This window comes from Bacillus sp. LQ16 (genome assembly GCF_057784645.1).
Window position 1 is genome coordinate 4255862 of sequence record NZ_CM173491.1, and the last position, 12640, is coordinate 4268501.

General features: G+C 37.2%; 13 protein-coding genes and 1 other annotated feature (1 of these 14 only partly in view). Of the genes, 1 reads left to right on the plus strand and 12 read right to left on the minus strand.

What is annotated here, in order from left to right; genetic code table 11:
- Positions 1 to 34: 34 nt before the first annotated feature.
- Positions 35 to 250, plus strand: a complete 216-nt coding sequence (locus AC3EMB_RS21470) for a YrzA family protein (protein ID WP_000010984.1) — start codon at positions 35 to 37, stop codon at positions 248 to 250.
- A gap of 35 nt (positions 251 to 285) precedes the next feature.
- Here AC3EMB_RS21470 and AC3EMB_RS21475 read toward each other — a convergent pair whose 3' ends face one another.
- The 12 genes from AC3EMB_RS21475 to alaS form a co-directional block, all read right to left on the minus strand.
- Entirely contained in the window at positions 286 to 948 is a 663-nt protein-coding gene (locus AC3EMB_RS21475; protein WP_000897094.1) for a YrrS family protein, read from the minus strand.
- A gap of 116 nt (positions 949 to 1064) precedes the next feature.
- Positions 1065 to 2819: a peptidoglycan D,D-transpeptidase FtsI family protein gene (locus AC3EMB_RS21480; RefSeq protein ID WP_071729611.1), complete on the minus strand. Its 1755-nt coding sequence runs from the start codon at positions 2817 to 2819 to the stop codon at positions 1065 to 1067.
- 93 nt (positions 2820 to 2912) lie between these two features.
- Positions 2913 to 3389 carry a transcription elongation factor GreA gene (gene greA, locus AC3EMB_RS21485; RefSeq protein WP_014894880.1) on the minus strand — a complete coding sequence of 159 codons (477 nt, stop codon included), beginning with the start codon at positions 3387 to 3389 and terminating at the stop codon, positions 2913 to 2915.
- A gap of 278 nt (positions 3390 to 3667) precedes the next feature.
- The gene (gene udk / locus AC3EMB_RS21490; protein WP_000537080.1) at positions 3668 to 4306 is read right to left on the minus strand and encodes a uridine kinase; all 639 of its coding nucleotides are present in this window, start codon (positions 4304 to 4306) and stop codon (positions 3668 to 3670) included.
- 17 nt (positions 4307 to 4323) lie between these two features.
- Entirely contained in the window at positions 4324 to 5604 is a 1281-nt protein-coding gene (locus tag AC3EMB_RS21495) for a peptidase U32 family protein (RefSeq protein WP_000217961.1), read from the minus strand.
- 18 nt (positions 5605 to 5622) lie between these two features.
- Positions 5623 to 6552, minus strand: coding sequence for a peptidase U32 family protein (locus AC3EMB_RS21500; protein WP_000742793.1), 930 nt, complete (start codon positions 6550 to 6552; stop codon positions 5623 to 5625).
- 7 nt (positions 6553 to 6559) lie between these two features.
- Positions 6560 to 7201, minus strand: coding sequence for an O-methyltransferase (locus tag AC3EMB_RS21505; protein ID WP_000389102.1), 642 nt, complete (start codon positions 7199 to 7201; stop codon positions 6560 to 6562).
- A gap of 203 nt (positions 7202 to 7404) precedes the next feature.
- On the minus strand, positions 7405 to 8475 hold the full coding sequence (mltG, locus tag AC3EMB_RS21510) for an endolytic transglycosylase MltG (RefSeq protein WP_000572135.1): 1071 nt from the start codon (positions 8473 to 8475) through the stop codon (positions 7405 to 7407).
- A 224-nt stretch (positions 8476 to 8699) separates the two neighbouring features.
- On the minus strand, positions 8700 to 8978 hold the full coding sequence (locus tag AC3EMB_RS21515; protein ID WP_000392245.1) for a DUF1292 domain-containing protein: 279 nt from the start codon (positions 8976 to 8978) through the stop codon (positions 8700 to 8702).
- A 12-nt stretch (positions 8979 to 8990) separates the two neighbouring features.
- Positions 8991 to 9404: a Holliday junction resolvase RuvX gene (gene ruvX, locus AC3EMB_RS21520; RefSeq protein ID WP_001221193.1), complete on the minus strand. Its 414-nt coding sequence runs from the start codon at positions 9402 to 9404 to the stop codon at positions 8991 to 8993.
- Positions 9405 to 9407: 3 nt separating this feature from the next.
- Positions 9408 to 9674, minus strand: a complete 267-nt coding sequence (locus tag AC3EMB_RS21525; protein WP_000348591.1) for an IreB family regulatory phosphoprotein — start codon at positions 9672 to 9674, stop codon at positions 9408 to 9410.
- A gap of 76 nt (positions 9675 to 9750) precedes the next feature.
- Positions 9751 to 12393 (minus strand): alanine--tRNA ligase, encoded by a 2643-nt coding sequence (gene alaS / locus AC3EMB_RS21530; RefSeq protein ID WP_075716650.1) that lies wholly within the window; start codon positions 12391 to 12393, stop codon positions 9751 to 9753.
- Positions 12394 to 12433: 40 nt separating this feature from the next.
- Positions 12434 to 12640 (minus strand) — a binding site (T-box leader); it runs 13 nt beyond the window's last position.

A 12640-nucleotide genomic window follows, 5' to 3' on the forward strand; every position in this document is an offset into this window, starting at 1 on the left:
CTATAGTTGATTACATAGGAGAGGGGCCGTCTTCATGTCATTTACCTTTGAAATGTTAGAAGATAAAGTAGAATTTTTTGAAGCGGGAGACTTAGCTTCTTTAGAACGAAAAATTAGTGAACAAATCGATAATAATAAAGCACTTATGCTTGAAGTTCATCACATCTCACATCAAATGGTTATGGATCCTGAAAGCAAAAGACCGTATTATAGCGCGGTTGTTCATTTTAAATTAAAGAAATTGCGTTAACTAAAAAGGAGAAGCTCCTAAGGAGCTTCTCTTTTTTAGTTTAGAGTTTGAACAAGTACTGGTTTCCAGCCCTCATTGTCTACCCAATCAATATTTACGTAATATCTTTTTCCACTTTGCTTATCTTGAACGTCACCATAAGCTTTACTCTTTCCAGTTTTGTCTCTTCCAACAAAATGGAATACTAATTGCTCCTTCGGTACTTCAATACCTGCAGCAATTGCACTTTGCATCTCATTCCAATCTGATGACCCCTGTTTAAACGTCATCGCTGGTGATGAACCTTGCTCTGTTCCTACAGCTTTCCAAGAAGGTTTTGTATAAGCCTCTTTTGCCTTGGATACAGTTTTTTCAGCTGATACTTTCTCGTTAGCTTTCGCTTCTTCTTCAGCTTTTTTCTTTTCTTCCTCAGCCTTTAACTTCTCTTCTTCAGCTTTTTGCTTAGCTTCTGCTTGCTCTTTTTCTTTTTCTTTTTTCTTAGCAGATTCTTTATCTTCTGATTTTCCAGCTTTCTCATTCTTTGTTGTTTGTTGAGAGACTTTCTTATCAGTAGAAGATGCTTGCTCTTTCGTACTAGGAACGAACAATTGATATGCTACAATAGCTACTAATAGTAATACAATAGCGATTGCAATATTTAAAACACCGTTTTGACGACGTTTTTGTTGTTTCTGTTGGAATCTTGATCCTCCTGCCATTCTCCAAACCTCCATGCAGTTTTTCCTAATTGCTATTGTAACATTAAATCTAGAAAGGTTGAACATTTACACTGATATTTTCATGAAATGAAAACAATTCACTATAAATTGCAAGATTACTTTTCATTCTCCAATTGATAGATTGCTCCTACCATATCTTTAAAAATAGGTGTGACTTTATTCACTTTGTTATCAGTCTCTAGATCAACAACAACTAAAGCATATCTTGGATTCTCATACGGAAAATAACCTGCAAACCAGCGATTCACCCTCGTCCCTTTCCCTGTTTGCGCTGTCCCGGATTTTCCAGCGACACTGAGCGGCAACGAGCGGAATGCCGTTCCTGTTCCTTTCTCCCTTGTTACAACGCCTCTTAATAACTCTTGTAATGTTTTCACTGTTTCATACGAAAGCTGTTTTCCATGTAACGTATGGTTCTCAAATGTAAAAAAATCCGCTCCATTTTTATATACTATTTTTTCAACAGCTTTCACTTCCATTTTTTCTCCATTCCTCGCAATCGTCGCCATCATATTAGCAATTGCTAGAGGTGATATACGTACATCTTTCTGTCCAATCGCTGTTTGCTCTACCGCTTTTTTACTATTTTTATTTTCTTCATTCCCCCAAATAGTAGAGCCTTTTTCTTCTGGCATTTGCTCGAAATGAGGTGTATGAAATACAGAACCTTTCCATCCGACCTTTTCATTTGCTCCTAAAGCTGCTACGTATGTTTCTAGCACCGTCCTATCCTTTTGTAATAGCTCGTTACCTAACTCAGAAAATGTCCTGTTACAGCTCCTAGCAAAGCTCTCTTTGAAGTTAAGTGTACCCATCATAACTTGTGGGTCGTTTTCACCATATAAATCTTTATTACAATTAAATGTCCGATTAAACAAATTTACTTTTTGATCAATGACTGCAGCTGCAACTACTGTTTTAAAAACAGAGCCTGGAAAATGCGGCGTTAACATTTGATTTTCAAGTGTAGTCTTATATAAATTCTTATCTCTTACTTGTAAAGACGGCTTACTGACCATCGCTAATATTTCATTTGTCTTTACATCAAGTAATACTAATCCCCCCTTCTTTATTTCATTTGCTTCAATCACTTCTTCTGCTTTTTGCTGCAACCCTTTATGTAAAGTAGTTTGAATCCTAACGGGGTAAAATGGATTTCCTGGTGAAGTATATTTCGCTTGCTTTCCGAAAATCGGTTCTCCTTGCCGATCTACTTGATACAATACTTTTGCCTCTCCATCAGTCAATAAAAATTCATCAAATGATTGCTGTAATCCTGAAATACCTATCGGCGTTTGTTTTGAAATTTTTTTCACTTCTCCATATCGCTTTTGAAATTCTCTTTCGTTCTCCCCTACATCACCAATTAAATGATTTATCTCCCCAGTTTGTTTTAATCGCACTTCAGCTGCTACAATACCTAATACATGTAATTGATTCACCTTCTCCATCTGCTCTCTTGTCACTCGAAATGGAGCAGTTTCCCCTTGCAGTATAAATGCATTTTTTTTATTTTTCATTTGTCTTCTGATCTCTTGTCTCGACACACCAATGATATGCGCGATTTTCTCTAACATGTCATTTTTTATTTGTAAAAATGGAAAAACAATTAAAACAGGATACTTTTCCTCACCTATTTCTTTACCACTACGATCTATAAACTGCCCACGTCCATCGTCTACTGCAATGGATTGCGTACGTTGCGTAACACTTTTTTCAATTAAATTTATTTTGCGATCAGTAAATGATTCTGTATCTATAATTTGAATTTGAATTAAACGACAAAGCAATAAAAACATAATGCCCATAAAACAAATTAAAACAATTGTAATTCTCCGTTTTATTTTCATAAAAAAACACCTCGTCTGTTATAGTTTGGACGGAGTGTTTCATCTTTTATACAAATAAAAAAATCACTCGTTTTTACACGAGTGATTTTTTTATTATTTTACAGAGACAATCTCTACTTGCATTTCTCCGCCTGGTGTTTGGATTGTTACTTTCTCACCAATTTGCTTACCTAATAAGCTTTTTGCGATTGGAGAATCGTTAGAAATTCTTCCTTCAAATGGATCAGCTTCCGCACTACCTACGATTGTGTACGCTTCTTCATCTCCATTTGGTAATTCTTTAAATGTTACTGTTTTACCTAATGTAACAACAGTAGATACTTCGCCATTATCTTTAATGATAACTGCGTTACGAATCATATTTTCTAATTGTGTAATACGTCCTTCTACGAATGCTTGCTCATCTTTCGCTGCATCGTACTCAGAGTTCTCAGAAAGGTCCCCGAAGCTACGTGCGATTTTAATACGTTCTACTACTTCTTTACGTCTTACTGTTTTTAATTGCTCAAGTTCGTTCTCTAGTTTTTGCTTACCCTCTTGCGTCATAGGGTATGTTTTTTCTGTTGACATATTTTCCACTCCTTTTATATACCAATCCCCCGAAAAAAAGAGGAGTTCCATATGAAAACTCCTCCGCTTCCATTGTTAGCGGAGGTTTCTAGTACCCTTGCACTAGCGGAGTTGTCACATACAACCCCGTATTTCCAATTCTTCTTTATATAAAGAAGATATGTATGGAAAGTTGATATAAATATGCCCTCACCTATATATAGATGAGGTTGCATGTTTCATTGTATTCGATGGGAAGGGAAAAAATCCCTTCCTACCGTATATCTTTTACTATGCTATTACAAATTTACTTTTTGTTCAAGAATTGTTGCAATTTTTGTCACCATAATATCAATTGCAACATGGTTTTGTCCACCTTCAGGGATAATAATATCCGCAAACTTCTTAGAAGGCTCAATAAATTGATTGTGCATTGGACGTACAACAGTTACGTACTGATCAATAACTGAATCCATCGTACGACCGCGCTCTTTAATATCACGCTGCATGCGGCGCAGAATACGAAGGTCAGCATCTGTATCAACGAATAACTTAATGTCCATCAACTCACAAAGACGTGGGTCTTCTAAAATAAGAATTCCTTCTAAAATAATTACATCTTTCGGCTCAACTGGAATAATTTCTTCTGAACGCGTATGCAATGTATAGTCATATACAGGCTTATCAATTTGCTCATATGCAAGCAACTGCTGCAAATGTTCAATTAACAGATCATTATCAAACGCAAGCGGATGATCATAATTTGTTTTTAAACGCTCTTCCATTGGTAAATGGCTTTGATCTTTGTAATAATAATCTTGCTCCAAGATTAAAATGGAATGACCTTTAAAATGGTCAAAAATCGCTTTCGTTACACTTGTTTTTCCTGATCCTGAACCACCAGCGATTCCAATTACAACAGGCTTATTCGTCCCCATTCGACTACCACTCTTTCTTATTGAAGTATGCTTTTGCGCATCATATTATTCACATACACTGGTTGATCCACTTTGAATTTCACGATTTGCAACGGATGTCTCGCTGCATCTAATTCGTTTCCATCCTCATCCCAAATTTTCTCCACCGTCTGCGTAAAGTTTTCTATTTCTGGTCCAAAGAACTCCACTTCATGTCCTGGTTTGAAATGATTACGTTGCTCAAGCGTTACGATGCCCGTTTCTTCATTATAATCTAACACTAAACCAGCAAAATCATACGTTGTTTTCTTACTATGATTTCCAAACATTTGCTCTTGATGTCCTGGAACCCCTTCAAAGAATGCAGGAGCTGTATCACGATTTGCACATTTATCAAGCTCATCTAACCATTCTTGTTTAAACTCAAAGTTATCCGGATCCGCACAATAAGCATCAATTACTTTACGATATACAGTTGCTACAGTCGCTACATAATGGATTGATTTCATACGTCCTTCTACCTTTAAACTATCGATTCCAATTTCAATCATTTTCGGAATTGATAAAATTAAATTTAAATCTTTTGGACTCATCGCAAAGTGAGCATCTTCTTCTTGGAATAGAGGAAGCTCTTTTGCATCTTTATGTTGTGATACTGTTTGAACTAAATCATAATCCCAGCGGCAAGATTGGCAACAACCGCCACGATTAGAGTCACGCGCTGTCATATGGTTACTTAGTGTACATCTTCCTGAATATGCGATACACATTGCACCATGGACGAATGCTTCAATTTCAATATCCACTTTGTCTTTAATTTCTTTCATTTCTTCATAGCTTGCTTCACGAGCTAATACAAGACGATGTAAACCTTCTTCTTTCCAATACTGTGCTGCTTTCCAGTTGGATAGTGATTGCTGTGTGCTTAAATGCACCTCAACAGAAGGCGCTACACGTTTACACGTCTCAATGATAAGCGGATCAGCAACGATAATTCCCGTTACGCCAGCTTTTTCAATCCCTTTTAAATATTCCTCTAGCCCGTCCATATTTTCATTATGTGCGAAAATATTTGTTGTTACATATATTTTCGCTCCATATTTCTTTGCAAATTCAACGCCTTCTGCCATATCTTCCAGCGTAAAGTTACCTGCATTCGAACGAAGACCAAATTCTTGTCCACCTAAATATACAGCATCTGCCCCATAATGGATAGCTACTTTTAATTTTTCTAAGTTACCCGCAGGGATTAACAGTTCAGGTTTCTTCACAATAACGCGCTTGCCATCGATCACTCGTGAAATTTCTTGTACAGTCATTTCCTACACCCTCCTCGTTTAGTAAACCGTTTCTTTAAAGAAGAATCCTGTGTCTAACGGACGATTTACTGGTTGCATTTCTTCTATTTCTTTATATAGAGCATCTTTCACGTCATAATACGCATCACGATCTTCTACGCATAAATCAATCGCTTGACGATATTTCTTCGTTACTTCAATAATGTATTCAGAACTTTTTAGTACACCATCGATTTTTAAGCTGTCAACTTCAGCTTCGATTAGTTCCTCTAATTCATCGATGAAACAAATATCGTTCGGACTCATAATATGAGTACCATTTTCATCTTCATAGATTGGATATTTATTATTACGCTCTGGGTCATATAAGAACATATTCTCTTCATATTTTTTCTTTTCAATGTCAAGATTACGTCCTTGATACTCAAAGTAGTTTCCTACTAATGAACGCTTCGATTGGAACATACAAGTCATACCGTGAATTTGTACTTCTAGTTCCACTTCAGCATTTTCTTTTAAATCAACAATTTCATCTAAGCTCAGCTCACGAGCTAATACAGCACGCTTCGCTCCTCTTTGGCCCCAGTAATTACAAGTGAACCAATTCGTTGCTGTCGTTTCTGTATTCCAGTGCAACTGCATATTTGGCGCTACTTCGCGAACAGCCATTAATACTGCTGGATCTCCGAAAACAATTGCATCTACATTTACTTCATTTAAAAATGAAACGTAATCTGTTAATTCTTCTACTTTATCGTTGTGGAACATAGCGTTCATTGCTACGTATACTTTCACACCATTTTCATGCGCAATCTTCACAGTTTGTTTTACATCTTCACGTGAAAACTCCCCTGCTAAACGTAAACCAAACTTTTGCTCACCGATCATTACCGCATCTGCTCCTGCTTTCGCAAGAAGTTCGATATCCGCCACCGCTCTTGGCGTTACTAACAATTCAGGTTTCTTCATACCTTGGTCACCCTCTCTTTTTACTAACAGCTACTCCATCACCAATTGGGAAAATCGTTGTATCATATCCTTCATGGTTCATAAGCCACTCATTGTACGTCTTAATACGACGGATTAAACCACGTGTACGTCTGTTTTCAATCTTCTCTTTTGTCGTTACAAGACCATGGTACATAACATTATCTGAAATAATTACGCCACCAGGATTTAATAACGGTTCATATAAGTCAAAAAAGCGACGATACTGTCCTTTTGCTGCATCAATAAAAATAACGTCAAATGTCCCGTGTTCTTTTACTTGTTCACCTGTTTCTAACGCATCACCGTAAATAACTGAAATACGATCTGTTACTGGGGAACGTTCTATATATTCAAGTGCTTTTTCATATCGCTCACGATTGCGCTCAACTGTCACAATACGTGAATTTGGAATAGCTTGCATCATACGAATACTAGAATAACCGATTGCTGTTCCAAGTTCTAAAATGCTTTTCGGTCCAATTAAACGTAAAAATTGCAGCATAAATTCCATTCCAAGTCGATCCATAATCGGCACATGATTTTCTGTTGCATATTCTTCCATTTCAAGAATTAATTTATCTTTCGGATCAATAAATGATAATAGGTACTCGTTAACTGCATCCTCCATAAATGGTCCTCCTTATTTACATGGAGAAGTGCCTCTATGACGTCTTTTCCCACATAGAATGCAATAAAAATACAAGCCAGCTTTACCCTTAGCTTGTACGTCCCGTTTTGATATTAAAAACGATTCTTCTGCCAGTTTTTAACCCGATATATTTTACCACAAAAAAGAGGGATGTGCGACTTTTTTCGCTATCCCTCCCCATTTCACTGTTTTTTCGTAATGTATTTTTGCTTTAATGCATTATGCTCTTCTAATGTTTTCGCATAGTACACTTCACCACTTGGTGCAGCTAAGAAATAATAATAATCTGTTTGCGCAGGTTCTAACGCAGCTTCCACTGAATGTTTACCAGAGTTTGCGATCGGCCCTACCGGCAATCCCTTTACAACATACGTATTGTACGGTGAGTTGACCTTTAAGTCTTCGTATAATACACGTTGTTTATGCTTTCCAAGTGCATATAATACCGTTGGATCCGTTTGAAGCGGCATACCTTTTGCTAAACGATTATAAAAGACACTAGCGATCTTTTGACGATCTGTAAAACCAGTTGCCTCTTCTTCAATAAGTGAAGATAATGTTAAAAGCTGATGAACATCCCAGTTCTTCGCTTTCATTTTCGCCTCATTTTGAACAATGATTGCATTTGTTTTCTCAAGCATCGGAATTACAATTTCTTCTAACGTTGTATCTTTCTTATAAAACGAATACGTTGCAGGATATAAATAACCTTCTAATGGGTATTTAATATTACTATCAAAGATTTTATCCGTTAATAACTTCGGATACTTTTGCTGCATTTTTTGAATAAATGCTTTATCGTTTAATTGACGCGTAACATCATCTTTATTCCACTTTAGTTCTGTCGCAATCGTTTCTGCAATTTCAGTTACTTGCGCCCCTTCTTTAATCGTCACTTTATAAAGAGCTGGACGATGCACGTTGCCAGATGACATTTGTTCGATCACATCTTCAGCATTCATTGAAGGGTTTAATAAATATGTACCTGCTTGTAAACTTTTCGATTTAGCCTTTGTATAAAAACTAAAAACTGTACCGTTTTTTACAGCGCCTTTTTCTTCTAAAATTTCTCCAATTTTACTTGTAGATGATCCTTTCGGAATTTCTACTTCAATCTCTTTTTTATTCCCGCTATCAACTGGTCCTAATGCGGATGAAATATACGCATAGACTGAACCACAAACTAAAAGCAGTGCAATAATCGAAAATAAAAAGATGCGTCTACGCTTCTTTTTCACTTGATTCTCTATCAAAACATTTCCTCCTTACTTAATTGTAGACCGTATGTACACCTTTCTATACAGCACGATGTAAAAACGCAACAAATTCACTTATCTTTTTTTAATAGACACTTTATTTTTCTACAATCCGTCTCATTATACTACAAAGACTTACACAGTTTCGACAAAAAATCTTTCATTTTACATATAAATACAAAAAAAGATGGACTGTATGTCGTCCATCTTTTCAGTACCTATTATTCAGCTTCTTGCTCATCAGCAAGAGTGTTGAACATTTCTTGTACCATTTCCCACTCTTCTTCAGATTCGATTGGAAGTAAGCTTCCGCCCTCTTCTTCATTTTGCTCATAAGCCATTGCATCATAAATTGGGTCTCCATCTTCGTCTACTTCACCGATTGGAGAGAAGACTACATATGATTTTTTACCAAATTTTTCAGCATCAAAAGTGAAAATAATTTCACATAAATGTTCGTTACCTTTTTCGTCTACAATTGTAATTTGATTTTCTTCCATTTTGGTCACCTCTTATTTACTATCTAAAAATCCTTGTAAGATTACGACTGCAGCCATCTTATCGATTACTTGTTTTCGCTTCTTACGACTTACATCAGCTGAAATGAGTAGACGTTCCGCTGCCATCGTTGACAAACGCTCGTCCCACATTACAACGTCTAATTGTAACAGCTCTCGTAGGTTTTCTGCAAATTGTTGGCACGCTTCACCACGTGGGCCAATTGTACCATTCATATTTTTAGGTAAACCTACTACTATTTTATCCACATTGTACTGCTTTACTAACTCAGAAATACGATCAAAACCAAAGTGACCTCGTTCTTCGTTAATCTTAATTGTTTCTAATCCTTGTGCTGTCCAGCCCATTTCGTCGCTAATTGCAACTCCGACTGTTTTTGTACCTACATCTAAACCTAATATCCGCATAAACTACTCCTCACGATGATGTTTCAAGTAAGACTTCACAAGCTCTTCAATAATCTCATCACGTTCAAGCTTGCGAACGATGCTACGTGCATCTTTATGGCGAGGTATGTATGCTGGGTCTCCACTTAATAAATAACCGACGATTTGGTTAATCGGATTATAGCCTTTTTCTTGAAGTGCATCATACACAGTTAAAAGTACATCATTTACATGGACACTCTGTTTTTCATCTTGAATGCTAAACTTCATTGTTTTATCAAAACCGTCCATTTCAAGCACCTCACTTATATAGTAAGTATAGGGAGAAGAACTTCTCCTCTCCCTACCATTGTACACTACTATCTCTTTATTTTGAAACAGATTTAACGTACTCTTTTACAAATGCTAAAGCTTCTTCGACTTGAGCTGGGTTTTTACCGCCTGCTTGTGCCATATCAGGACGGCCACCACCGCCACCGCCGCAACGAGAAGCTACTTCTTTCACAAGTTTACCAGCATGGTAACCTTGGCCAATTAAGTCTTTCGTTACACCTGCTAGGATGTTTACTTTATCGTCATTAACAGACGCTAATACAACAACTGCTGACTCTAATTTATTTTTTAGATCATCCATCATCGTACGTAAGTTGTTCATATCTGCAACATTTACTTTCGCTGCTAATACATTCACACCATCAACTGTCATTACAGAATCAGTTAAGTTTCCAGCTTCGATATTGCTTAATTTCGCAGCAAGAGATTCATTTTCTTTTTGCAGTTGTTTTACTTCGGCAAATAGACCATCAACTCTTGTTAAAATATCTTTCGGATTTGTTTTCATTTTTCCTGCTGCTTCTTTTAATAAACCTACTTGATCGTTCATTAATTCGTATGCAGACTTACCAGTTACTGCTTCAATACGACGAGTTCCTGCACCGATACCAGACTCAGCAACGATTTTGAAAATACCGATAGAAGCTGTATTATCAACGTGACAACCACCACAAAGCTCTAAGCTGTAATCGCCAACTTGTACAACGCGTACAACATCACCGTATTTTTCACCGAATAATGCCATTGCGCCCATTTCTTTCGCTTCTTCGATTGCTTTTTGAGAAATCTCAACATCAATACTTTCCCAAATTTTCTCGTTTACCATACGCTCAATTTTTTCTAATTCGTCAGCTTGTACTTGACCGAAGTGAGAGAAGTCAAAGCGTAAACGTTCAGAAGTTACAAGAGAACCTGCTTGGTTAACGTGTGTTCCAAGTACATCTTTTAATGCTTGGTGTAGTAAGTGAGTTGCTGTATGATTTTTCACAACGCTACTACGGTTTTTCGTATCGATAATAGCTTTCACAGCCGCATCTTTCGTTAATGTACCTTCTTCAACAACAACTTTGTGTAAGTTTTGACCATTTGGTGCTTTTTGCACGTCTTTTACAAGAACTTTCACGCCATCAGCAAGAAGGTAACCACGGTCTGCAATTTGTCCACCGCTCTCAGCATAGAATGGTGTTACATCAAGCATTAATTGTCCTTCTTCACCAGCTTGTAAGCTGTCTGTGTATTCGCCGTTTTTCACAAGTGCAACAACGTTACTTTCTGTTGCAACTGTACCGTAACCAACGAACTCACTCGCTACTTTAACTTCTCCAAGTACACCGCCTTGAACTTGCATTGAGTCAACGTCTTGACGAGCAGCACGTGCACGCTCACGTTGTTTTTCCATTTCATTTTCAAAACCTTCATGATCAACTGTCATGCCAGCTTCTTCTGCATATTCTTCTGTTAATTCAATTGGGAAACCGTATGTGTCATATAGACGGAACGCATCTACTCCAGAAATAACAGTTGTTTTTTCTTCTTTTGCTTTTGTAATAACTTCAGCTAAAATTGCTTCACCATCATGAAGTGTTTCATGGAAACGCTCTTCTTCGTTTTTCACAACTTTCGCAATGAAATCTTTCTTTTCAAGTACTTCTGGATAGAAGTCTTTCATTACTTCTCCAACAACCGGTACTAATTCAAACATGAATGGACGGTTAATGTTTAATTTCTTCGAATAACGAACAGCGCGGCGTAATAAACGACGTAATACATAACCACGGCCTTCGTTAGAAGGAAGAGCACCGTCACCAACAGCAAATGTTACTGTACGGATATGGTCAGCAATTACTTTAAACGCCATATCTTTTTCTAAATCGCCATTACGATATTTCTCACCAGAAATTGATTCTGTTGCACCAATCATCGGCATGAATAGATCTGTATCAAAGTTCGTAGGCACATCCTGAACGATAGATGTCATACGTTCTAGACCCATCCCTGTATCAATGTTTTTCTTAGGAAGTGGTGTATATGAACCATCTGGATTATGATTAAATTGAGAGAATACAAGGTTCCATACTTCTAAGTAACGCTCGTTTTCTCCGCCTGGATATAATTCTGGGTCACTAAAGTCATTACCGTAAGCTTCTCCGCGGTCATAGAAAATCTCTGTATTCGGTCCACTTGGTCCTTCACCGATATCCCAGAAATTTTCTTCTAAGCGGATAATACGCTCTTTTGGAACGCCCATTTTCTCATTCCAAATTGTGAATGCTTCTTCATCTTCTGGATGGATTGTAACTGATAGTAATTCTTTATCGAATCCGATCCATTTGTCGCTCGTTAAGAATTCCCAAGCCCATGTAATTGCTTCTTCTTTGAAGTAATCACCGATTGAGAAGTTTCCTAACATTTCAAAGAATGTATGGTGACGAGCTGTTTTCCCTACGTTTTCAATATCGTTTGTACGAATTGATTTTTGAGCATTTGTAATACGTGGATTTTGTGGGATTACACGTCCATCAAAATATTTTTTTAATGTTGCTACACCACTATTAATCCATAGAAGAGATGGATCTTCATGTGGAACTAGTGATGCACTAGGTTCTACTGCATGTCCTTTTTCTTGGAAAAAGTCTAAAAACATTTGACGAATTTGTGCGCCTGTTAGTTGTTTCATTGTATTTTCCTCCTTAAATATAAAAAACTCCCGTCCCTATAAAAGGGACGAGAGTTAACTCGCGATACCACCCTAATTATGAATTGATTACAATAACAATCAATTCATCACCTCATGGTGCCGTAACGTGGCAAGACGGCAGTGATTAGCTGCTCTCAGGATTAGCTTTCTGTTACCCTTCATTTAAAGCTTCTTTCAGCCATATGGAAGCTTCTCTCTATAAATGGACTGTAACGTACTTGTTCCG